Here is a 23,190-nt window from a genome sequence, read left to right as displayed (position 1 = left end):
GCGACTGGGAGAGAGATGGGACTGGCGGACTTCACAGACAAGGGATGCCGTGTTGGCGGCCGGTTTCTGTGCGCCTTCTGTCTCTTGTTGCTGCTGGTGGTTTCGTCCGCCTTTTCCACTGTTGCCAACGCCGCCGACGCACCGCTCGTGGCGAGGGGGTACAAGATGGCCGGCGACGCCACCAAGATGCGCATCGTCATGGATTTCGATCGCGAGCCCGACATCAAATGGTTCCTGCTGCGCGGGCCCAACCGGCTTGTCATCGATCTTGCGAACACGCGATTTGCCATCGATGCCAAGGATTTGAAGCCGCGCGGCCTAGTCAGGGGCGTGCGGCTCGGCGAACTCGGCGAGGGCGTTGCGCGACTGATTCTGACCGGCAAGGGGCCGTTCGCCGTCGACAAGCTCGATGTGCTCAAGAACGAGGACGGAACCGGTTACCGCATTGCCATCGACATGTCGGCGGCCTCCGAACGAGAGTTCGACGCCGCCCTTGCCAATCAGGCGTTGACCACCGGCTCCACCGTTTCGACCGACAAGGGCGGCCGGGTCGGCACCGGTCCCGTCTCCAATCCGGGACATCGCTTCACCGTGGTCATCGATCCCGGCCATGGTGGCATAGACGGCGGCGCCGAAGGCCTGAACGGCACCATCGAGAAGAACGTCACCCTGGCCTTTGCCACGGAGCTGCGCGACAAGCTCGCGGCCATCGGCAGATACGATGTCTTCATGACCCGCGATACCGATGAATATCTGCGCCTGGACGACCGCGTGCGCATTGCCCGCCAGCATGAGGCCGATCTGCTGATTTCGATCCATGCCGACACGATCAGCGTCAAGGGCATCCGCGGCGCCACGGTCTATACGGTCTCCGACAAGGCCTCCGACCCGGAAGCGCAGGCGCTTGCCGACCGCGAAAACCTGTCCGACCAATTCGCCGGCATGGTCATCAAGGACGACAATAAGGAAGTCACCGACATCCTCATCGACCTGATCCGCCGCGAGACGCACACTTTCTCGATGAGTTTTGCCCACACATTGGTCGGCCAGCTCTCGACCAGCGTCGGCCTCATCAACAATCCGCAGCGTTCGGCGGGATTCAAGGTGCTGAAGGCGCCGGACGTGCCCTCGGTGCTGGTCGAACTCGGCTATCTCTCCAACGCCAAGGACGAGGCGCAGCTGCTCGACGCCGAATGGCGCGGCAAGGCAGCGCAAAGCATCACCAATGCCGTCGCATTGTTCGCTTCCGCGCGCGCCGGGGTCGGAACCGGAGGTTGACATGCGTCGCGGCGCCTGCAACCAGAAGCGGCGTTGCGGGATGACAACACAAGGTGCTTTTATTTCCGGCTTGCGGCCGCCAGACGCGGCCTTGCCGTATTTTGTCCACATGGTCGCGACATGGGTTTTCGATTACGGTTTGGGACCGGCTCGAAAGCTTGCGTGGAAGGCGGCTTCGTTTAGGAAATTCCCGAACCAAGGACTGGAGCGGGTATGATTCGTCTCATTGGCTATTTCTTCGGCATCGGCACGACGCTGGCCCTTCTGGTCGCGGCGGGCGTTGCGATTTACATTGGCCACCTGTCGAAGGACCTGCCCGACTACGAGGTTCTGGCCAAGTACGAGCCGCCGGTGACCACCCGCATCCACGCCTCGGACGGGTCGCTGATGGCGGAATACGCGCGCGAGCGTCGCCTTTATCTGCCGATCCAGGCCATTCCGGATCGGGTCAAGGCCGCTTTCCTGTCCGCCGAGGACAAGAATTTCTACAACCACCCAGGCATCGACGTGACCGGCCTTGGCCGCGCCATCATCGTCAATTTTCAGAATCTCGGCTCGGGCAGGCGTCAGGTCGGCGCCTCGACGATCACCCAGCAGGTGGCCAAGAACTTCCTGTTGACCGCGGACCAGACCTACGAGCGCAAGATCAAGGAAATGATCCTGGCCTTCCGCATCGAGCAGGCCTATCCCAAGGACCGCATTCTCGAGCTCTACCTCAACGAAATCTTCTTCGGCTTCGGTGCCTATGGCGTCGCCGGAGCGGCATTGACCTATTTCGACAAGTCGGTGAACGAACTGACCGTGGCCGAGGCCGCTTACCTGGCCTCCCTGCCGAAGGGGCCGAACAACTATCACCCCTTCAAGCATGCCGATCGCGCGATCGAGCGCCGCAACTGGGTCATCGACCAGATGGTCGAGAATGGCTACGTCACGCGTGAGGAAGGCAACAAGGCCAAGGCCGAGCCGCTCGGCGTAACGCCGCGCCGCACCGGCACCTATCTGTTCGCCGGTGAATATTTCACCGAGGAAGTGCGTCGTCAGATCATTGCCCGTTACGGCGAGAACGCGCTCTACGAAGGCGGCCTGTCCGTCCGCACCACGCTTGACCCGAAGATCCAGCTGATCGCTCGCAAGGCGATGCAGAACGGCCTCATCAAATACGATACGCTGCGCGGCTATCGCGGGCCGGTGACGACCATCGACGCGTCAGGCGACTGGGGCGTGCCGCTGGGCGCCGTCAAGGGACTGGAGGACGTTCCGGAGTGGTCGCTGGCCGTCGTGCTCGACAGTTCGGCGTCAGGTCTGTCGATCGGCCTGCAACCCGCGCGCCAGGCCTCCGGCGATATCGTGAAGGAACGCGTCGAAGGCACTGTCAGCAAGGAAGACATGGGCTTTGCCATGCGCCATGTGGTCGACGGCAAGACGGTCAAGGCCAAGTCGCCGGCCGACGTGCTGAAGCCGGGCGACGTCATCTTCGTGCAGAAGAACGATGGCTCCGACAATGCCTACAGCCTGCGTCAGGTTCCCGAGGTGGAAGGCGGTCTGATCGCCATGGATCCGCATACCGGCCGCGTGCTGGCCATGGTCGGGGGCTTCTCCTACGCCCAGTCCGAGTTCAACCGCGCCACCCAGGCGATGCGCCAGCCGGGCTCCTCGTTCAAGCCGATCGTCTATTCGGCCGCACTCGACAATGGCTATACCCCGGCCTCGGTGATCATGGATGGACCGATCACCATCCAGAGCGGCAACACCACCTGGACGCCGAAGAACTATGACGGCACCGTCGCCGGCCCGGCAACGCTGCGTTCCGGCATCGAGAAATCGCGCAACCTGATGACGGTGCGGCTTGCCAACGACATGGGCATGAAGCTGGTCGTCGAATATGCCGAACGCTTCGGCGTCTATGATCATCTGGCGCCGTATCTGCCGATGGCGCTGGGCTCCGGCGAGACGACCGTGATGCGCATGGTTTCGGCCTATTCGATCATGGCCAATGGCGGCAAGTCGATCAAACCGTCGCTGATTGACCGCATCCAGGATCGCTACGGCAAGACGGTGTTCAAGCAGGATGAGCGCGGCTGCGAGGGCTGCAACGCGCCTGAATGGAAGAATCAGCCGGAGCCGGAACTGGTCGACAATTCCGAGCAGGTGCTCGATCCGATGACCGCCTACCAGATCACCTCGATGATGGAAGGCGTCGTCCAGCGCGGCACCGGCGCCACCATTGGGGAGCTTGGTCGCCACATCGCCGGCAAGACCGGCACCACCAACGATGAAAAGGACGCCTGGTTCATTGGCTACACGCCGAACCTCGTGGTCGGGCTCTACATGGGTTACGACACGCCGCGCGGCCTAGGCCATGGCGCCACCGGCGGCGGTCTTGCCGCGCCGATCTTCAAGGATTTCATGCGCGTGGCGCTGGACGGCACGCCCAATGTCGACTTCAAGGTGCCCGACGGCATGAACCTGGTCGCCATCAACCGCAAGACCGGCATGCGGGCTTCCTCGGGCGATCCGGGAACCATCATCGAGGCCTTCAAGCCGGGCACCGGCCCCGCCGACAGCTACTGGGTGATCGGCATGGGCGCCGATGGCTCCAACGCATCGGGTGGCGCACTGTCGCCGCAGGCCAACCAGGCCATCCAGGACGGCGGCGGCGGCCTTTACTGACGGTTCACACGCAGAATGGGCCAGCCCCTGGGCTGGCCCATTTCGCTTTACACATGGCGGCACCGTCCCTATGTATCGCGCCGACCGAAGCGTCATCTCAGCAACAGGACAAAACATCAGGCCATGCGCGCGGAAACGCAGAATATTGTCGACGAGATCAGGCAGGCGATAACCCTGCTGAGGAGGCATCTTTGACTGGGATCAGGCCATAAAGCGGCTTGAATACCTCAATGTGCGGGCCGAGGACGCCAGCCTCTGGAACGAACCGCTGGAAGCGCAGAAGCTGATGCGCGAACGCCAGGGCCTCGAGGAAGGCATCGCCTCTGTCAAAGGCCTGACCCAGGCGCTGGAAGACAATATCGGCCTGATCGAACTGGGCGAGGAAGAGGGTGACGAAGGCGTCATCGCCGAGGCCGAGGCCGCGCTCCGCTCGATGCAGGGCGAGGCCAAGGCCCGCCAGGTCGAAACGCTGCTCTCGGGCGAGGCCGACGGCAACGACACCTATCTCGAAGTCCATGCAGGCGCCGGCGGCACCGAAAGCCAGGACTGGGCCTCGATGCTGCTGCGCATGTACACGCGCTGGGCCGAGCGCCGGCGCTTCAAGGTCGAGGTGCTTGAAGTGCATGACGGCGAGGAGGCCGGCATCAAGTCCGCCACGCTTCTGATCAAGGGCCACAATGCCTATGGTTGGCTGAAGACCGAATCCGGCGTCCACCGCCTGGTGCGCATCTCACCCTATGACAGCAATGCGCGCCGGCACACATCCTTCTCCAGCGTGTGGGTCTATCCCGTCGTCGACGATGCGATCGAGATCGACGTTTCCGAATCGGACGTCCGCATCGATACCTATCGGTCGTCGGGTTCCGGCGGCCAGCATGTCAATACCACCGATTCGGCCGTGCGCATCACCCATATCGCCACGGGCATCGCGGTCGCCTGCCAGGCGGAACGCTCGCAGCACAAGAACAAGGCGAAGGCCTGGGAAATGCTCCGCTCGCGACTCTATGAGGAAGAGCTGAAGAAGCGCGAAGCGGTGGCCAACGCGACCGAAGCCTCGAAGAGCGACATCGGCTGGGGTCACCAGATCCGTTCCTACGTGCTGCAGCCCTACCAGCTGGTGAAGGATCTGCGCACCGGCGTCGAAAGCACCAGCCCCTCCAGCGTCCTCGATGGCGATCTCGACGACTTCATGGAAGCCTCGCTGTCACAGCGCATCGAAGGCGGTGCCGGCGAAGCCGTGGCGGATCTGGATTAAACAGTCCGCGCGTCTTCGGTTCGGCCGGGTTCCTCATGGTCTCGGCGCGGGTGCTACCGTGTGAGAAACAGATGTGCCGGGAAGGCCGGCAATATGCGGCCTCCGGCAATTCTTGCGCCGACTCACATTTCGGCTCACCATCGCGGCCGGGAGGAGACAAAAGCATTTATGGCCGGTCGCGGCATATCTGCTGACGGTTCGGCCGCTGGGAAGACACGTTCCGGGAAACGGGCAGGCGAAACGCTTGAACCTCGTTTGAAAGGAACGTTGCCATGTTTGCTTCCAGTTCCAGATCGGCCGTCGCCGTTCCGTCGGTTGGCCAACTCCTCCTTCCTGTGTATGCGGCCTGTGTGATCGCATCCGTGTCGGCACCGGCTGTGGCGCATGACGCCAAGCCGACCGCGGCCAAGCCGCAAGGCTGGAGTTACCCGTTCGCCTGTTGCGCCAATTTCGACTGCCACGAGGTGTCGCAAACCTCGATCAGCGAGCGCCCGGACGGCTATGTCATCAAGGACACCGGGGAGGTGCTGGCCTATAGCGACAGGCGAATCAAGGATTCGCCCGATGGCGAGTTCCATTGGTGCGCGCATGAGGCCGGGCTCGATGCCGGCAAGACCATCTGCCTGTTCGTGCCGCCATCGTCCTACTAGTTTGGATCTGCTGCCGCCTGTCCAGGCCTAAAGCCTGCTGAGGGACGGTTGTCAGGATCGCCTCTTTATGGTGCCCTGCCGCCTGGGCGGCGGACAATGGAGAGGTGATGTACATGACCATCAAGGCAAGCTGCCACTGCAAGGCGACGACATTCGAGGTTTCGGAGGCACCGGGCACGGTGACGCAATGCACCTGTTCGTTCTGCTCGAAACGCGGCTCGCTCTGGGCCTATTACGTCCCATCGCAGTTCAGGCTCATCACGCCGCCGAAGAACGTTGCCTTTTATCAATGGGGCTCGAAGACCATAAAGCACGGTTTTTGCGCCACTTGCGGCTGTGGCACTTTCACCGAAACGCCGGACTGGTCGACCGGCGAGCCGGATTTCGACAATCCGAAGATCAGCGTCAACGCGCGGCTGTTCGATGATTTCGATCTCGACAAGGTCGAAGTGGTGGTCATTGACGGCAAGAATCTCTGGTAGCCGGTCACGGCGCTTCGTCACGCCGCCAGCTCCGGGAAAAGCCGCGCCGGCCACTTTTCCCGTTCCGCTTTTCGCCGCAATTCATGGTACAAGTCGCGGCAAGGGCTGATTTGGCGCCATCGTAAGGCGTGACTTGGAGAGGGACCATTCTATGAAAAAGACCGTGCTCGTCGTTGTGGCGACGGCTTTGCTCGTGACCGCGTGCACCACCACCGATCCGTATACGGGCGACCAGAAGATTTCCAACACGGCCGCGGGCGCCGGTCTCGGCGCTCTGGCCGGTGCCAGCCTCGGCCTGCTTGCCGGCGGCAATGACCGCCGCAATGCGTTGATCGGCGCCGGCATCGGCGCGCTGGCCGGCGGCGCCATCGGCGCCACGATGGACCAGAACGAGGCCGAACTGCGCCGGCAGCTTCAGGGCACCGGCGTCAGCGTCACCCGCACCGGCGACCAGATCATCCTCAACATGCCGTCCGACATCACCTTCAATATCGATCAGGACGCTGTGAAGCCCGGTTTCTATCCGGTGCTGAATTCCGTCGCGCTGGTGCTCAAGAAGTTCAAGCAGACCACGGTCGACGTCTTTGGCCATACCGATTCGACCGGTGGCGATCAGCACAATTTCGATCTGTCGCAGCGCCGTGCGCTGGCGGTCGCCAACTACCTCTCTGGCCAGGGCGTTGATCAACGCCGCTTCGCCGTCACCGGCTTCGGCAAGACGCGGCCGATCGCTTCCAACGCGACGGCCGCTGGTCGCGAACAGAACCGGCGCGTCGAGATCCAGCTTTCGCCGCTCACCTGATTGTTCGGCAAGGAAATGCGAAACGACCCCCAACGGCCCCCATCCGGGGGCCGTTTTTGTTTGAGCGGATTTCGACGCCCCTCGGGGCGCCGCTTTAAAATTAGCAATCTCTAAATAACGGCTTTCCCGCGGTCGCGGAAAGGAATAGGATCGGCATCGTTCCAGAGGGGATGAGGCGGTACAACTGGCCGCGTAATCAACACTTTCCGCCTCGGTCTTGCACGGCCAGATCATGAAATCTGGGAGGAATGCAATGACAAGAACAGCCAGCCTTGGACGCTGTGGCGTCCTCGCTTTGACAAGCGTCGTCGGTGCATGGTTGAGCCTCGCTGTGGCTCATGCCGAGGACGCCAGCAAGGCCGACATCGACGCCTTGAAGAAGTCGCTCGCCAAATATGAGGACTACACCGCCGCCGTCCGCGACCTCTATCTCTCGACGGTCGGCTGCGTCTATTACAGCGGCGAAAAGATACCCGGCTCCATGGACTATCCGAAGGGCGCCATGGGCATCCATTTCGTCAACGTCCCGAGCATCGGCCAGAAACTCGACCCGATGAAGCCCAACGTCCTGATCTACGAGCCGACCAGGAAAGGCCTGAAATTGGTCGGCGTGGAATGGCTGGTGCCGTTGACCCCGGACGTCAAGGCGCCGCCGAAGCTGTTTGGTCAAACCTTCATGGGCCCGATGGAGGGACATTATCCGCTCATTCCGAGGGAGTTCGTCCACTATGACCTTCACGCCTGGCTGTTCGCCGACAATCCGAACGGTATGTTCAGCCCGACGAATCCGAAAGTGAAATGCAACAAGGCCGAGTTCCCGATGCTGGAGAAGCCGACCAAGATGATGCCTGGGCCAATGTAACGGGGATTCCGGGCGGCGTTCAAAATAACCGCTGAACCCATCCAGCGCTTTGTTTCCACGCAAGTGTGAGCGGAAACCGCTGTACTTTTCCTGGAATTGCTCTGGGCCAAAAAGGGCAAGCCGGGTACCCGGCTTGTCCGCAATAGCAGCAATCAGACCTTGGCGACGATGCGCATGAAGGCCGGCATGTCGTCGCCGAAACCGACGGTGGCGTCGTTGTCTTCCTGGCGGTGCCGGGCGGGGCGGTTGCCTTCGCGTTGCGGCCGCGTATCGCCACGCTCGGGCGCGCGATCCGAAGAGGTCTTGCGCTCGCTGTTTTCCGAGCGGATCGCGTCCTTGCGCGCGCGCCGATCGGTAGTGTCGGCCGCTTCCGCTACATCGGGCTGGTCGTGCGGCTGGGCAGGCACGGCCGAGACGTCTTCCTCGCTGTGTCTGGAACGGCGTTCGCCGCCCCTCTTGCGCTCGCCATTGTCCTTGCGGTCATGCGCCTTGCGGTCTTCGTCCTTGCGGCCAGCGCGGCGCGGCGCGCCCTTGCCGCGGCGCGGAGCATCGTCCTCGCCTTCGCTGGCGACCACGGTCGACAGGTCGCCGTCATGCCACTCGATCTTGGTGCCGATCAGGCGCTCGATGGCGTCGATATATTTGGTGTCGGACTTGGTCGCGATGGTGAAGGACTTGCCCGAGCGGCCGGCGCGGCCGGTGCGGCCGATGCGATGGACATAATCCTCGGCATGGATCGGCACGTCGTAGTTGAAGACGTGGCTGACGTCGGGAATGTCGAGGCCGCGCGCGGCGACATCCGAGGCGACGAGGTAGCGCAGTTTGCCGTCGCGGAAATTGGCCAGCATCTGCATGCGGGCGCGCTGGTCCATGTCGCCATGCAGCGCACCGGCGTCGAAATCGTATTTCAGCAGCGAGCGGAACAGCTCCGAGACCTCGATCTTGCGGTTGCAGAAGATGATCGCGTTCTTCAGTTCCGCGTCCTCGGCCTTGATCAGGTTGCGCAGCGTTTCGCGCTTGTCCCAAGGCTTGGCGCCCGATTTGACCAGCCGCTGGATGATGTTGGTGGCAGCCGACGCGGCCTTGGAGACCTCGACGCGCACCGGCGCATGCAGGAATTTTTCCGTCAGCTTGGTGATCTCCGGCGGCATGGTGGCCGAGAAGAACAGCGTCTGCCGGGTGAACGGAATCATCTCGCAGATGCGCTCGATGTCGGGAATGAACCCCATGTCGAGCATGCGGTCGGCCTCGTCGATGACGAGGATCTCGACGCCATTGAGCAGCAGCTTGCCGCGTTCGCGGTGGTCGAGCAGACGGCCTGGCGTCGCGATCAGCACATCGGCGCCGCGCTCCAGCTTCTTGTCCTGCTCGTCGAACGAAACGCCGCCGATCAGCAGCGCGATGTTGAGCTTGTGGTTCTTGCCGTATTTGACGAAGTTTTCCTCGACCTGCGCGGCAAGCTCACGCGTCGGCTCGAGGATCAGCGTGCGCGGCATGCGGGCGCGGGCGCGGCCTTTTTCCAGCCGGGTCAGCATCGGCAGCACGAAGGAGGCGGTCTTGCCGGTGCCGGTCTGGGCAATGCCCAGCACGTCCTTGCCGAGCAAGGCGTGCGGGATCGCACCAGCCTGGATCGGAGTCGGCTGCGTGTAGCCGGCATCGGTGACTGCGGAAAGCACCTTCGGCGACAGGCCGAGGTCTGAAAAGGTCAACGCTTCTTGAGCGATCGTCGTGTCTGAGGACAAGTGTTGCTGTCTTTGGCTGGTTCGGGGAAGCGCAACGTCATTCGTCGCGGCAAGCGCCACGCGCCTGCAAGATTGGTATTGCGATTAGGCGCAAGCCCGCGATTTGTCAACAGAAACGGGCAGGATTGGCGCGATTGTGAAGTTGTAACCTTAATCGCGATGCTTAATCCGGCCGCTTGTCTCTGTGCCGGCTCAGTAACGGAACTGCTCGGCCAGGATGCGCTCGTTCCAGGAGTGGTTGGGATCGAACAGCAAAGTCGCGGTGGCCGTCGGCGATTCCCGCACCGTGACCGAGGTCACAGCCTTGACCTCCGTGTGGTCGGCGGCGGCGTTCACCGGCCGCTTTTCCGGCTCCATTATGTCGAAGCGCACGGTCGCCTTGTTGGAAAGCAATGCGCCGCGCCAGCGTCGCGGGCGAAACGGGCTGACGGGCGTGAGCGCCAGAAGCGGCGCATCGAGCGGCAGGATCGGACCGTGCGCGGAAAGATTGTACGCTGTCGATCCGGCCGGCGTCGCGATCATCACGCCATCGCAATTCAGTTCCTCGAGCCGCACCTGATCATCGATGCTGATGCGGATCTTGGCCGTCTGATAGGATTGGCGCCAAAGCGCGACTTCGTTGATCGCCAGCGCCGTGACGTGTTCGCCGTCCGAGGTGGTTGCCAGCATCTCCAGGGGGCGGATCGTTTCGGCGACCGCGGCCGCGAGGCGCTCCGTGAGCCCTCCGGAGCGGTACTCGTTCATCAGGAAGCCGATGGTGCCACGGTTCATGCCGTAGACTTTCTTTCCCGTACCCATCGTGTCGCGCAAGGTCTGCAGCAGGAAGCCGTCGCCGCCCAGCGCCACCACGACAGCCGCCTCGGCGACCGAACATTGGCCGTAGCGCGCCGACAGGCTCTCCAGCGCCGCTTTGGCGTCCGTTGTGTCGGACGAGACGAAGGCAATGCTGTTGGCAGCTGTGTTCATGGCTTCCCGATCGCGACCGATTGGCGCCGGCAGGTTCTGGCCGCGCCTGCGCCGGGGTAGCATGGGGCGGCGGGTCTGCAAAGAGAGCCTCAAGCGATGGTGCGGCAGGGCGGTCGCGGTTGATGTCATGGCGCGAGCGAATGTGATGGTTAAGACCGGGCTTAAGCTCTCGTAAAGCCAGATCGGTCATGTTAGCCGGCATGGGTGGTGTGGGCGCCCGCGGCATCGCTTGTTTTTCTCGACGCTTGGCATGCCGCGGCACGTTAGATTTGTGTGCATGATCCCGCGCATTCTGTTGTCGGGGCATGCGCCAACCAGACGAGGCCGACATATTGCCGGTAACACGCCTGATCATCGTCTTTGTCGTGTTGGGAAGCTTCGCGCTTGTCTTTGCCGAACTGGTGCGCCGGTCGGAAGAAATGAGCGCCAGGCCGCTGCCCACGGCCTCACGCTGCGGCGATGCCGCCGGAATGCCTTGCCCGCAAAGGGCGCTGTAGGCCGCCCAAATACCCTCATGGACCGCACCACCGAGGATCGCCGACGCTTGGCGGGCTCTGCCGTTGATCCCGAGGCGTGGCGCAAGACAAGTTGATCGCGGCAATTGCGGCATCGACAAAACCACTGGTAGAAAGGCTCGGATCCGAAACTGGATCCCGTTTCCCTCATCGCTAGGAAGCGATCCCCGCGCCGCGTCGACCGGCCGAGTTCTGGAATGGTGGGCGCATGCCACGCAGCGTGTTGGTTTCCGGTGGCTGCGGCTTCATTGGCTCGCATCTGGTCGATCGTCTGCTGCGGCGCGACGACCTTGAGGCGCTTGTCGTGGTCGACAATTTGTGGACCGGATTGCGCGACAACATTGCCCATATCGACGACCCACGCTTCAGCCTGAGGGTTGGCGATGTCGAGAGCTTTACGGACAGCGGGCATTTCGATGAGATCATCCATCTGGCGTCCCCGGCTTCGCCCGCATGGTACAGGCGCGAGCCGGCCCGCACGATCAAAGCCAACATAGGCGGTGCGCTCAATCTTCTGCCGCTGCTCAGGCCCGGCGGCCGCTTCTGCTTCGCCTCGACTTCGGAAGTCTATGGCGACCCCCTGGTGTCGCCGCAGCCGGAGAGCTACCGAGGATCCGTGGACTGTACCGGGCCGCGGGCCTCATACGACGAAAGCAAGCGCTGCACCGAGGCGCTGCTGTTCGAAGAGCAGCGCGTCAGCGGGCTCGATGTCCGCGTCGTCAGGCTGTTCAACACCTATGGGCCGCGAACGCGCATCGACGACGGCCGCGCCGTTTCGAATTTTATCTGCCAGGCTCTGACCACCGGAATCCTGACCGTCTACGGCGACGGTTCCCAGTCGCGCAGTTGGGGCTATGTCGACGACATTGTCGATGGGCTGGAGCGCTTCTTCTGGCGCGACAGCATTTCGCACCGCGGCCCCCTGAACATCGGCAACAATCGCGAGGTCTCGGTTCTCGACATCGCGAAATTCGTCTGCTCGCTGGTTCCCGGCAGCCGAATCGAACACCACGCGCCTGCCCCGCAGGATCCGACGAACCGGTGCCCGGACCTGACCCTGGCAAGGCAGGTTCTGCCCGGATGGGAAGCTGCGACCAGCTATCAGGAGGGGTTTCAGCGTACTTTCGAATGGTTCCGGCAACAGATTGCCGCCGGCGGCGAAGCGGCGCCGAAGGCCTGAAAGCGAGATACGCGGCTCCCGGCCTTGTCCATCATGGCGATCGGGAAACGGAAGCGAGCCGGCTGGCGAAATAGAGATCGCGCGGCGGAGTTTTCCATCCCGCCTACAGAAATGGCGCCTGAAGGCTGGCGCCCTTGGCTTGTCGGGCGAGCCACGCAATCGCGGGCGGTGGCAGGGCTGGCGAAAAGATATTGACTGTATAGTTAGTTATAATCTAGATTCATAACTGAAAAGCGAGTTGGCCAGCTGGCATCCGCCAGTGAATGGCTACGAAGAGGGGATATCTCGACAGCCATTCGGCCCGTTGTGGGGGGCGAACGGCGTCACCCGGCTTGTTGATCGGCAGGAAATGGACCTGAGGCGGCGATGCCGCCGGTCCCAACAATGGGAGCAACTCGTATGAACTGGAAACTGACCGCGGCTGCCGTCGGGCTGTCGCTCTTCGCCGCGACGGGCATTGCCCGCGCCGATGGCGAACTCAACATCTACAATTGGGGCAATTACACCAGCCCGGACCTCATCAAGAAGTTCGAGGAGACCTACAAGATCAAGGTCACCGTCACCGACTACGACTCCAACGACACCGCCTTGGCCAAAGTCCGCCAGGGCGCTTCCGGCTACGACATCGTCGTGCCCTCGGCCAGCGTCGTGCCGATCTGGATCAGCGAAGGCCTGCTGCTGGAAACCGACCCCAACAAGATGGAGAATTTCAGGAATGTCGATCCCAGATGGGTCGACGTACCCTTCGATCCGGGCCGCAAATACACCGTTCCCTGGCAGTGGGGCACAACGGGCATTTCGGTGAACAAGTCAGTCTATGCCGGCGACCCGAACACGTCGGCACTGTTCCTCGACCCGCCGGCCGAACTGGTCGGCAAGATCAATGTCGTGCCCGAAATGGGTGACATCATGTTCCTCGCCATCGCCTATGAGGGTGGCCAATACTGCACCAAAGACATGCAGGTGCTGAAGAAGGTGCATGACAAGCTGGTCGAGGCGAAGGCGAAATGGCTGTCGCTCGACTACGCCGCCGTCGACGGCTTGGGCAGGGGCGACATCGCCGCCGGCGTCAACTGGAACGGCATATCGCTGCGCGAGCGGCTTGAGAACGACAAGATCGTCTACGGCTATCCCAAGGAGGGCTTTCCGATCTGGATGGACAACGTCGCCGTCCTCAAGGACGCCAAGAATGTCGAGAATGCCAAGCTCTTCCAGAACTTCATCATGGACCCACGGAACGCCGCGCTGATTTCGGCTTTCGCCCGCTATTCGAACGGGATCAAGGGCTCGGAAGCTTTTATGCCGCAGGACATGAAGAACGCACCGGAGGTGAATATCCCGGCTGAATTCGCCGCCAAGGGCCAGTTCATGCCGGCCTGTCCGCCCGATGTGCAGGCGCTTTACACGAAGATCTGGACCGACCTCCAGAAATAGCGCCACCAGCCGAACCCAACAAAGAGCCGCCGGGCCGCGATGCGCGGTCCGGTCACCCTCATGCCCAAGTGCGATCACCTGATCGCGGGAGATTTTCGATGTCCGATCTCGACCTTTGCTACATGCCCGCCAGCGAGGCGCTGCGGCTGTTCAAGGCCAGGAAACTCTCGCCCGTCGAACTGATGCAGGCCACCATCCGCCGCGCCGAGGCCACCAACTCGGCGATCAATTGCTTCACCTTCACGCATTTCGAAGAGGCGCTCAAGCTGGCCGCCAAGGCGGAGGCGAAATACGCCAAGGGCGCCAGGACCGGCACGCTCGAGGGCCTGCCGATCGGCATCAAGGACGAGAGCTACATCAAGGGCAAGCCGACGTCGCATGGCTCGCTGCTGTCCAGGGATGCCATGGGCGGTCACACCTCGACGATGAACGAGCGCATCATCAAGGCCGGCGGCATCGTCCATGCCCGCACGGCGACGCCCGAGTTCAGCTGCGCCGGTTATACCTGGTCGAAACGTTGGGGCGTCACCCGTAACCCATGGAATCAGGATTTCACGCCTGGGGGATCCTCGGGCGGTTCGGCGGCAACGCTGGCTTCGGGCACGTCGTCGATCGCCACCGGATCCGACATTGCCGGATCGATCCGCATTCCTGCCTCTGCCTGCGGGCTTGTCGGTTTCAAACCGCCCTACGGCCGCAATCCGGACGAGCCGCCCTTCAACCTCGATTTCTATTGCCACACCGGGCCGCTGGCGCGGAACGTCCGGGATGCGATTCTGCTGCAGAATGTCATGGCGGGGCCGAGCCCGCTCGACATCGCCACGCTTCGCCCCAAGCTGCGCCTGCCGCTCGATTACAAGCCTATCAAGGGCTGGAAGATTGCCTTCTCGATGGATTTGGGTTCCTTCGAAGTCGACCCTGATGTGCGCAAGAACACGCTCGCTGCCTGCGAAGTGTTCCGCTCGCTTGGTGCGACGGTCGAGGAAGTCGATCTCGGCTGGGACGACAAGGTGCTCAAGGCCGGAATGGCCTATCTGGAGCATCTTTTCGGCGCGTCGCTGTCGCAACTGCTTGCCGAGCATGGCAGCGAGATGACCAGCTATGCCAGGCGGTTCGCCGAGGACGGGCAAAAGTCCAGGGCCACCGACTTCGTCGCGACGCTCGATGTTGCGGCCCGGATGTATCAGGCCCTGGGTCCGCTGCTGGAAACCTACAATGTGCTGATCTGCCCGACCAACGCGCTTCCCGCGGTGCCGGCGGAATTCGACCAGACCACGGGAACCGTCGAGATCAATGGCAAAGAGGTGAACCCCTCGCTGGGCTGGGTGATGACGACGCCGTTCAACATGATGAGCCGCTGCCCGGTGCTGTCCATGCCTTCGGGGCGGGCGGCAAGCGGCGTCCCGACGGGCTTCCAGATCGTCGGCCGAACCTATTGCGACGCCGACGTCTTCCGCACGGCGATGGCCTATGAAACGGCGCAGGGGCAATGGTACACAAGCGCCGGAACGCGCCCATCGCTTTGACAGGTGATGCAAGGGAAAGTCGATGAAGATGGTGCAACGCAAGGCAGCGGCAAAAGGCCGGGCTGGGACGGCCAAGGGCAGGGCTTCGGCCAATGACGCCGCGCCCAAGGACCGCCGGCGCGAGCGTGGCGAAGCCAGCGTCCAACGCATCATCGACGCCACCATCGAACTCATCGCGGAGGAAGGACTGGCGAGCGTCACCATGCAGCGCATCGCCGAGCATGTCGGCTCGTCGAATGCGCTGGTGGTTTTCCATTTTCGCAGCAAGGAGAACCTGTTCCGGGCCGTCCTGCAATATCTCAGCGATCAGTACGATGAGCTGTGGGTGACGCTGGTGCGGGTGCCCGGGCAGTCAGCGGTGGAGAGGCTGTTGGGCGCGGTCGGCTGTGCGCAGCGCTTCGCCAGGGAGCATCCGAAATGGGTGTCGGTCTTCGTCGCCTTCTCCAGCGACCGCAAGAGCATGCAGATCTACAATGAAATCGGCCTGCCAAGCGATCTCGCCTACACCGCCGAAGCGCGCGAATTGCTGGTCGAGATCGCGCGCGGCGGCGGCTATGGCGACGTGGACATTGACACGCTGTCGGAGAGCCTGAACTACCTCGTTCACGGCGCATGGTACTGGGATCATCTCAATCCGTCCGGCCGTGGCACCGATGTGGTGCGCAAGACCATGCTGCTCCTGCTGCACCAGGCCTTTCCACGGCATTTCGATTTGATGCCGTAACCCGGCCCTCAGGGACGCTGCCGCAAATGGCAGCCGGCCTGACGTTTCTGTTCGAGATATTCGTCGATCAGCTGGCCGTAGCGCACTTTGCCGAAGCTCGGAAAATGGCCGCCATGGACGACCGAGACGTCGAGATCGCGCATGGCGAGCAGCGTCGCCATATAGTCCGAAATATCCGAGTGGTAGACATCGTCGATCAGCGGACCGTCATAGATGATATCGCCGGACAGCAGGATGCCGGTCTTCTTCTCGTAAAGCGCAATGCCGCCCGGCGAATGGCCCGGCGTGTGGACGACCTCGAAGGCGCGGTCACCGAGATCGATGACGTCGCCATGCGCGAGCAGCCGGTCGGCCGGCGCGGGCTGGATGCCGTAGCGCGCCGTGTCCCAGCCCCGCGGCTGGCGATCGAACATCTCTTCGGTCGCATAAGTGCCGGCAGCGGTCCATTCGTTGCGCGGATCGGCCAGGATTGCCGCTTCAGCCGCATGCACGCAGCGATCGGGGAATTCATGGTGGCAGCCGATATGGTCGAAATGCGTGTGGCTGGCGACGCAGGTCAGCTTGCGCTCGCTCACCAGCGGCACATGGCCGCGCAGGCTGAAATGACCGAGACCACTGTCGAACAGCAGATCGCGGTCGCGTCCGCGCACATGCCACATATTGCAGCGGAAGAACGGTTTTATCCATGGCTCGTGGATCAGCGTGATGCCGTCGGCCATGCGGATTGTTTCGTACCAGTCCGGTGCGTCGATGACCGCAAGCGTGCTCATGTTCAATCCGTCAGCAGGATGATCTGGTCGGTATCACACGAAATCGCGACCCTGTCGCCCGCCTGGACGATGGCGGTCGCCGGCAGCTTGGCGATGAACCGCAGGGACGGCTCTTCGACGGAAGTCGCAAGGACGCGCTTGAAACTGCCCTGGAAGACGACGTCGCTCACGTCAGCCTTGCCGAGCTTCGTTCCGCCCGGCGCCGCGCCAAGCACAAGGTGCTCGGGCCGAATGGCCAGTGCGGCAGCCGACCCCAACGGCAAGGCACTGGACAAGGAAACCGGTCCGACTGGTGTGGCGACGGTGCACGTCCTGTTCCCGGTTTCCATGACAGTCCCGGCAAGGATCGTGCTCTCGCCCATGAAGGTCGCGGAAAAGCGCGTCGCCGGCCTGGCATAGACGCGCTCGGGTGGCCCCTCGTCCTCGATGCGGCCGTCATTCATCACCACGCAATGGTCGGCCAGCGCCATCGCTTCTTCTTGGTCGTGGGTGACATGGATGAAGGCGGTGCCGACCCGCTTCTGGATCGCCTTCAGTTCGTCCTGCATCTGCCGGCGCAGTTTCAGGTCGAGCGCCCCGAGCGGCTCGTCGAGCAGAAGCACCGCCGGCTCGATGACCAGCGCGCGTGCCAGCGCGACCCGCTGGCGCTGGCCGCCGGAGAGCTGGTGCGGCCTCTTGTCGAAGGCGGAGTCGAGCCCAACCAGCGCCAGCGTCTCGCGGGCGCGGGCCGCGCGCGTCGCGCCGTCGACACCCTGCATGCGCAGGCCAAAGCCGACATTGCCGCCGACGCTCATATGCGGAAACAGCGCGTAGTCCTGGAACACCGTCGTCGTCGGACGCTTGGCTGGCGGCACCGAGGTGCAGTCCTCGCCACGGATAAACACCTTGCCTTCGCTCGGGGTGACGAAGCCGCCCAGGATGGAGAGCAGCGTCGTCTTGCCGGACCCCGAGGGTCCAAGCAGGATCGTATAGCTGCCGGCCTCGGTCGTCAGCGAGACGTTCTTCAGCACGGGATGCTGGCCGAAGCGGTGCGAGACGTCGCGGATATCGACCAGGGGTGCGCTCATGCCGGCCTTCTCCGCAACAATGTCAGTTCGAAGAACACCACCAGCACGATCGAGACGGCAAAGACCAGCGAACCGACGGCGTTGGTTTTGGGGTTGAGGCCGGAGCGCAGCAGGTTCCAGATTTCCACCGGCAGCGTGGTGTCGAAGCGCGTCAGCAGGAAGGAGATGACGAACTCGTCCCAGGAGAAGGTCATCGACAGGAAGAAGCCGGCGAAAATGGCCGGCGCCATGACCGGAACGGTGATCAACAGCAGCACCTTCCACTCCGGCGCGCCGAGATCGCGCGCGGCGCGCTCGATGTTGATCTGGTGGTCGCCCATCTGGCTGTAGATGATGGCAAAGCACAGCGGCAGGTTGATCACGACATGGCCGATCCCGGCGGCAAGCAGCGACTTCGGCACGCCGGCCCAGTTGAACAGCACCAAAAGCCCCATGCCGATGATGAGGTAGCTCACCGTCAACGGCAGTGTGATCAGCCCGCGCAGCAGACCCGAGCCCGGCAGCACGAAACGCGCGAAACCCCAGGCCGAAAGGAAGCCGAGCGTGACGGCGGTGGCCGAGGAAAGCACCGCGACCAGCAGCGAATTGACCAGCGCCGAGGTGAGCCGCGTGTCTGAAAGAACCGCCTGGTACCAGCGCAGCGACGGGCCGGTGAACGGTGGAATCGGGAAGGAGGTCGACTGCAGCGAGAACAGCACCAGCACGACGACCGGAAGGAAGATGAAGCCATAGACGGCAAGCGCGTAAATCCAGGAAGCGACGGAGACAATCCTGCGCATGGTCAGGTCCGCTCGATCTTCAGCCAGCGGGCGCAGGCGAGGTAGGCGACAGTCACCACCGCCATCAGGATGATCGACAGCGCCGAGGCCAGTGGAAAGTCGCCGCGCCGGCCGATCTGCATCATCACCAGCTGCGGCATCAGCAGCTCGTTGTTGCCGCCGAGGATCTGCGGCGTGATGTAGTCGCCGATGCACAGCACGAAGGTCAGGAACGCGCCGACCATGATGCCGGGCAAGGTCAGCGGCAGGATGACATGCAGGAAGGTGCGAACCGGTCCGGCGCCGAGATCGGCGGCCGCCTTGCGGTAGCTTGGGCTCAACTGCTTCAGATTGGCGAAGATGGTCAGCGTCAACAGCATGACGAAGAAATGCACGAAGCCGGTGACGGTCGCCAGGCGCGTGTTGGCGAGCTGCAGCGGCTCGCTGATCAGGCCTGAGCCGGTCAGCGCCCGGTTGATGACGCCGTTCTGCGCCAGCACCAGCAGCCACGAATAGGAGCGCACGACGTAGGACGTCCAGAACGGCAGCACGGCCAGCATCAGCGCCAGCCGTTGCCAGCGCTCCGGCACCTGTTCGGCCAGAATCCAGGCGAAGGGATAGGCGAGCAGCACGGAAACCACGGTGACGATTGCGGTGACCTGCAGCGAGTTAACCATCGCCTGCCAATAAGCGGGGTTGGCGAAGAACTGGCTGTAATTGGACCAGGTGGCCGCGCCGCCCTCATGGGCGGTGAAGCTCGAAAGCCCCATGGCGACAAAGGGCAGCACGAAGAAAAGAAGCGTCCAGCCGAGCGCCGGCGTGACCAGCGCCCAGGGCAGGGCATCGCTCGCCCGGGGCAGGGCGCGGCCCGTCCGGTTTCCTGCTGTGCTCATGAGCGTATCAGCTCACTTGGCCTGCAGCATTTCGGTCCACATGTCCTGCATCTTCTTGTCGAGGTCCGCATTCGGCGCCGGGTAGGATTGCGCACGGGCGAGGAAGCCGGGCTGCTCGTCGAAGCGCAGCACCTTCTTCTGGTCGTCGCTCAACGCGGCCTTGGTGTTGGACGGCATGCCCCAGTAGCAGGACGAGGTCGCAAGCCGCGCCTGGCCTTCCGGGCTCATAATGTACTGGATGAACTTCAGCGCCATGTCCTTGTTCTTGGAATCCTTGAACATGGCGAGCGACTGCGACCACAGCACCGCGCCCTCCTTCGGGATTGAGAAATCCAGCGCCGGGTTTTCCTTGGCAAGGCCTGCCGTCACCCATTCGCCGCCGCCGACCAATATGTCGACCTCGCCCGTGGCGAGCGCCGTCTGGCTGGCGGTGACTTCGCCGACCAGCTTGGCGTTGGCCTTCATCTTGAGCAGCTCTTCCTTGAGCGCCGGCAGGTCGGCTTCGGTAAGGTCTGCCGTCTTCTTGCCGATGGCGAGCGCCGCCATGCCGATGACGGGGAGATAGTAGTCGTAGAGGGCGACCTTGCCCTTGTATTTGTCCGAAGTCAGCGACGCCAGGGACTGCATGTCGGCCGGATCGACCTTGGTCTTGTTGAAGCCGATCGTGTTGTAGCCGAATTTTTCGGTGATGCCGTAGCGCTTGCCACCAACCACCGTGGAGCCGTCCATCTTCACCTGCGGGAAGAGGTCGGCCAGGGGCAGCTTGTCTTCCGGCAGCGGCTCGAACAGGCCCTTTTCGACGCCGCGCGGCACGTCGATGCTGTCGATCACCATCACGTCCCAGTCGCCGGGTTGCGACTGCTCGACGATGGCGAGGCCGGCGCCGGTGCCTTCGAATTCCTTGACGTTGACCTTGACGTTGTTGGCGTCCTCGAAGGGCTGCAGCAGGGCTGGGTCGGAATGATCGCACCAGATCAGGGCGTTGAGATCGGCCGCCTCGGCGAGGCTGCCGGCGCCGAGCAACAGCGCGGTTGCGGCGCAAGCGGCGTGCAGATGGTGCTTCAAGACGAGAAGCGGATTCCTGGATGCGGATTTGACGGACATCGAGTGTTCTCCCTTGCCTTTGTGGCTTCTTGCAAAAAATTGAACCAATTCTAAAATTGAGTCAATTCTGTTTTTATGGCAAGAGGCTGCTATGAGCGGATTGCGGGCAAGGCAAAAGGCGGACCGGCACAGGCGCATCATCGAGGCGGCGGCAGCACTTTTCCGCGAGGCCGGCTATGAGGGCGCCAAGATCGAGGCGATCGCCGCGCAAGCCGAAGTCTCGATCGGCACGATCTACAATTACTATGAGAACAAGGGCGACATCCTCGGTGCCATCGTCTCGCTGGAAGTCAACGAAGTGCTTAATGCCGGGCGCGGCGTCGTCGCCAGGCCGCCGGCCAATGTCGGCGATGCGCTGGACACGCTGATCGGCATCTATATCGAGCACTCGCTGCACTATCTCAGCAAGGAGATGTGGCGGCAGGCAATGGCGATCTCGACGCAATTGCCCGACAGCCCGTTCGGCCAGGCCTATACCGGCCTCGACCGCTCGCTCACCGAGCAGATCCGCGCGCTGATCGCCCGGCTGCAGGAGATCGGTCTCGTGCGGCAGGACATCGACGGGGCAGCGCTCGGCGAACTGATCTTCAACAACATGAACATGATGTTCATCGAATTCGTGAAGCGCGACGAGGCGAGGATACCGGAGCTGAGGGCGGCGATACGGAGGCAGAATCGGATACTGGTGGCGGCGATCGGGGTGTGAGGGAGTCAGGAGCAGGCAGGAGAAGTCGTTGCTTCATGACCGCAGCCGCAACTGCTTGACGCTTGCCACAGTAAGCGATAGCAGAAAGCAATAAAGTTATATTAGAGTTTATGCAGATAAAATATTGTCTATTCAGCCACTTCTTCTCTTCACAAGTCCGTAAAAATATGATGGCTTAATCGAAAGCACTGCCTTCCAGCAACGCTTAGTTCGGAGAACTTTTGTTGTGCGCCCTTACTGCGCATGTGCGGGATTCCATGCGATATGGTGTTTGGCTTTGAAAGCGCTAAAAATACCGCTTATCGTTCTTTTGGTCGCCGCAGGGATAGCGGCGTTGGGCTGGTTTTCCGGTGGGTATTCGAAGCTTCTGGTATCCATCATGCCGGCAGCGGGCGCCAAATGGTCCCCAAGTCTTGAGCCCTATGACCTAGCGTTTGAGATAGACAGGCAGGCTCCGCGATCTCTCAATAGTGACCGACCACCGCCCCAACGCTTGGTATGGAAGCTTACTCTGCCGCGCGCATTCGTCTTCCAGGAAACAGGGGACAACAGCACCGTGTTTGATAGCCATGAGAACCTGCACGCGGTCTACCTCTTCGCAACGTATGATTCCGCCAAAGGTGCTTTCAGCCCGGGATTTCTGGCTGACAGGGCGATGCAGCCGGTTGAGGGGTTCGTCGTCAGACTGGCGAATGGGCCGGGCATCCGTGTCGCGCAAGCCGTGCGTGACGAAGACCTAGCCAAGCTGCCAAGAGATCAAACTATAGTTACCAGTCCCTGTAGTCCAGATGAAGGCATTGCTCGGTGTAACGTTCACATAAGTTTCCACGGGTGGCCTGTCACAATCATGATGCCGAAAAAATACTATTTTGGTGACTACAAAAGGTACAGTGATCTTTTAGAAGAGTTTCTGAATTCGAAAACCACTTCAATCTCCGATCGGACCATTAACTCAGACGAGGGAAACTAGCGATGTCAGAAGAGGCGAGGATACCGGAGCTGAGGGCGGCGATACGGAGGCAGAATCGGATACTGGTGGCGGCGATCGGGGTGTGAGGGAGTCAGGAGCAGGCAGGAGAAGTCGTTGCTTTGGCCTTCACACATCGTCTTACGCAAAGCTCGGCCCTTGAGTTGAGTTTGAAATCTGATACAACCTAAAGGGGTATAACAGAGGGGGGATAAATGGGAGCGTTTTCGATCTGGCATTGGGTGATCGTGCTGTTGTTGATCGGCGTGCCTGTTTTCTTTGCTGTTCGATCGGCCGCGAAGCCGCCACAGAATCCCGAGGCTCTCGTGGGCTTCGGCGGCTGGCTGATGCTGCTGGCTATCGGTCAGACATTGTCACCGCTGCGTACGGTTGCCGATTTGGCCAATTCGATCGAGGGTTACCAGCAACTGATGCCGCTGCCAAATGGGCCTCTGGCGGTGTATGGCGAGGTTGCCCTCAATCTGGCGTTTCTGGCGATCCAACTGGCCGTGCTCGTTTTCATGCTGCGGCGAAGCCGACACTTTCCCCGCTTGTTTCTGTTGCAGTGGCTTGCGATCCCGGCCGTGTTTATCGTGGACACGATTTTGATCTCGTCAGCGCTGGATGTCCCACTGAGCCAAGTGCTTGCAGGCGGCGACGGGCTGGTCGCCCCCATAATCTCGGTCGTGGTGACCGGTCTCTGGGTCGCTTATGTCTTCAAGTCGATCAGGGTGAGAAATACGTTCGACAGGGGCGCGGCCGCTGCGCAGGTTGCACCGGCCGTTCAATAAGGGCTGGTCCGTCACACCGGCGTTTAGGAAGATAATCCAACGAGCTTG

At 62.1% G+C, this 23,190-nt stretch carries 22 protein-coding genes; 15 read left to right on the top strand and 7 right to left on the bottom strand.

All coding sequences use genetic code 11. The features are described 5' to 3' along the window. The first annotated feature begins 15 nt into the window (after window positions 1-15). The 7 genes from FJ948_RS28425 to FJ948_RS28395 all read left to right on the top strand — a co-directional run bounded on the left by FJ948_RS28425 (window position 16) and on the right by FJ948_RS28395 (window position 7,999). Window positions 16-1,278: an N-acetylmuramoyl-L-alanine amidase gene (locus FJ948_RS28425; RefSeq protein ID WP_140710343.1), complete on the top strand. Its 1,263-nt coding sequence runs from the start codon at window positions 16-18 to the stop codon at window positions 1,276-1,278. A gap of 213 nt (window positions 1,279-1,491) precedes the next feature. Next, window positions 1,492-3,948 (top strand): penicillin-binding protein 1A, encoded by a 2,457-nt coding sequence (locus tag FJ948_RS28420; RefSeq protein WP_140710341.1) that lies wholly within the window; start codon window positions 1,492-1,494, stop codon window positions 3,946-3,948. A 123-nt stretch (window positions 3,949-4,071) separates the two neighbouring features. Then, a protein-coding gene (gene prfB / locus FJ948_RS28415; protein ID WP_140710339.1) for a peptide chain release factor 2 occupies window positions 4,072-5,203 on the top strand; the annotation gives its coding sequence in 2 pieces (ribosomal slippage) (window positions 4,072-4,137 and window positions 4,139-5,203; 1,131 coding nt in all). Between the two features lie 272 nt (window positions 5,204-5,475). Then, window positions 5,476-5,853 carry a hypothetical protein gene (locus tag FJ948_RS28410; protein WP_140710337.1) on the top strand — a complete coding sequence of 126 codons (378 nt, stop codon included), beginning with the start codon at window positions 5,476-5,478 and terminating at the stop codon, window positions 5,851-5,853. A gap of 113 nt (window positions 5,854-5,966) precedes the next feature. Then, window positions 5,967-6,335, top strand: a complete 369-nt coding sequence (locus tag FJ948_RS28405) for a GFA family protein (protein ID WP_140710396.1) — start codon at window positions 5,967-5,969, stop codon at window positions 6,333-6,335. A 151-nt stretch (window positions 6,336-6,486) separates the two neighbouring features. After that, window positions 6,487-7,137: an OmpA family protein gene (locus FJ948_RS28400; RefSeq protein ID WP_140710335.1), complete on the top strand. Its 651-nt coding sequence runs from the start codon at window positions 6,487-6,489 to the stop codon at window positions 7,135-7,137. Window positions 7,138-7,390: 253 nt separating this feature from the next. Next, window positions 7,391-7,999, top strand: a complete 609-nt coding sequence (locus tag FJ948_RS28395; protein ID WP_140710333.1) for a hypothetical protein — start codon at window positions 7,391-7,393, stop codon at window positions 7,997-7,999. Between the two features lie 152 nt (window positions 8,000-8,151). Here FJ948_RS28395 and FJ948_RS28390 read toward each other — a convergent pair whose 3' ends face one another. Both FJ948_RS28390 and FJ948_RS28385 read right to left on the bottom strand, forming a co-directional pair. Next, entirely contained in the window at window positions 8,152-9,741 is a 1,590-nt protein-coding gene (locus FJ948_RS28390) for a DEAD/DEAH box helicase (RefSeq protein WP_181173864.1), read from the bottom strand. Between the two features lie 192 nt (window positions 9,742-9,933). Then, window positions 9,934-10,707: an NAD kinase gene (locus FJ948_RS28385; protein ID WP_140710329.1), complete on the bottom strand. Its 774-nt coding sequence runs from the start codon at window positions 10,705-10,707 to the stop codon at window positions 9,934-9,936. Between the two features lie 305 nt (window positions 10,708-11,012). Between FJ948_RS28385 and FJ948_RS28380 the strand changes: the two genes are divergently transcribed. The 5 genes from FJ948_RS28380 to FJ948_RS28360 all read left to right on the top strand — a co-directional run bounded on the left by FJ948_RS28380 (window position 11,013) and on the right by FJ948_RS28360 (window position 16,086). After that, complete coding sequence (locus FJ948_RS28380) at window positions 11,013-11,204, top strand: hypothetical protein (protein ID WP_140710327.1); 192 nt, start codon at window positions 11,013-11,015, stop codon at window positions 11,202-11,204. A gap of 226 nt (window positions 11,205-11,430) precedes the next feature. After that, on the top strand, window positions 11,431-12,402 hold the full coding sequence (locus FJ948_RS28375; RefSeq protein ID WP_140710325.1) for an NAD-dependent epimerase/dehydratase family protein: 972 nt from the start codon (window positions 11,431-11,433) through the stop codon (window positions 12,400-12,402). Between the two features lie 399 nt (window positions 12,403-12,801). Continuing rightward, window positions 12,802-13,836, top strand: a complete 1,035-nt coding sequence (locus FJ948_RS28370; protein ID WP_140710323.1) for an extracellular solute-binding protein — start codon at window positions 12,802-12,804, stop codon at window positions 13,834-13,836. A gap of 98 nt (window positions 13,837-13,934) precedes the next feature. Continuing rightward, window positions 13,935-15,362 carry an amidase gene (locus tag FJ948_RS28365; protein WP_140710321.1) on the top strand — a complete coding sequence of 476 codons (1,428 nt, stop codon included), beginning with the start codon at window positions 13,935-13,937 and terminating at the stop codon, window positions 15,360-15,362. A 22-nt stretch (window positions 15,363-15,384) separates the two neighbouring features. Next, window positions 15,385-16,086, top strand: a complete 702-nt coding sequence (locus FJ948_RS28360; RefSeq protein WP_224534507.1) for a TetR/AcrR family transcriptional regulator — start codon at window positions 15,385-15,387, stop codon at window positions 16,084-16,086. Between the two features lie 8 nt (window positions 16,087-16,094). Here the strand turns inward: FJ948_RS28360 and FJ948_RS28355 are convergent, their stop codons facing one another. From FJ948_RS28355 to FJ948_RS28335, 5 genes are read right to left on the bottom strand one after another with little or no spacing between them, the layout of a single operon-like run. Continuing rightward, window positions 16,095-16,856: an MBL fold metallo-hydrolase gene (locus FJ948_RS28355; protein WP_140710319.1), complete on the bottom strand. Its 762-nt coding sequence runs from the start codon at window positions 16,854-16,856 to the stop codon at window positions 16,095-16,097. 2 nt (window positions 16,857-16,858) lie between these two features. Next, window positions 16,859-17,923: an ABC transporter ATP-binding protein gene (locus tag FJ948_RS28350; RefSeq protein WP_140710317.1), complete on the bottom strand. Its 1,065-nt coding sequence runs from the start codon at window positions 17,921-17,923 to the stop codon at window positions 16,859-16,861. Then, entirely contained in the window at window positions 17,920-18,702 is a 783-nt protein-coding gene (locus tag FJ948_RS28345) for an ABC transporter permease (RefSeq protein WP_140710315.1), read from the bottom strand. Before FJ948_RS28345 ends, FJ948_RS28350 begins: the two co-directional genes overlap by 4 nt. A 2-nt stretch (window positions 18,703-18,704) precedes the next feature. After that, window positions 18,705-19,574, bottom strand: a complete 870-nt coding sequence (locus FJ948_RS28340; RefSeq protein ID WP_140710313.1) for an ABC transporter permease — start codon at window positions 19,572-19,574, stop codon at window positions 18,705-18,707. Between the two features lie 12 nt (window positions 19,575-19,586). After that, window positions 19,587-20,678: a spermidine/putrescine ABC transporter substrate-binding protein gene (locus tag FJ948_RS28335; RefSeq protein WP_140710311.1), complete on the bottom strand. Its 1,092-nt coding sequence runs from the start codon at window positions 20,676-20,678 to the stop codon at window positions 19,587-19,589. 91 nt (window positions 20,679-20,769) lie between these two features. Between FJ948_RS28335 and FJ948_RS28330 the strand changes: the two genes are divergently transcribed. From FJ948_RS28330 to FJ948_RS28315, 3 genes are all read left to right on the top strand, one after another. Beyond that, window positions 20,770-21,384 (top strand): TetR/AcrR family transcriptional regulator, encoded by a 615-nt coding sequence (locus tag FJ948_RS28330; protein ID WP_140710309.1) that lies wholly within the window; start codon window positions 20,770-20,772, stop codon window positions 21,382-21,384. Between the two features lie 271 nt (window positions 21,385-21,655). Beyond that, window positions 21,656-22,354, top strand: a complete 699-nt coding sequence (locus FJ948_RS28325) for a hypothetical protein (RefSeq protein WP_140710307.1) — start codon at window positions 21,656-21,658, stop codon at window positions 22,352-22,354. A gap of 212 nt (window positions 22,355-22,566) precedes the next feature. Next, on the top strand, window positions 22,567-23,142 hold the full coding sequence (locus tag FJ948_RS28315; RefSeq protein WP_140710305.1) for a DUF2569 family protein: 576 nt from the start codon (window positions 22,567-22,569) through the stop codon (window positions 23,140-23,142). The last annotated feature ends 48 nt before the right edge of the window (window positions 23,143-23,190 follow it).

It is taken from the genome of Mesorhizobium sp. B2-3-12 (assembly GCF_006442205.1).
Lineage (GTDB): Bacteria > Pseudomonadota > Alphaproteobacteria > Rhizobiales > Rhizobiaceae > Mesorhizobium.
This window is presented reverse-complemented; position numbering and strand designations above follow the sequence as displayed.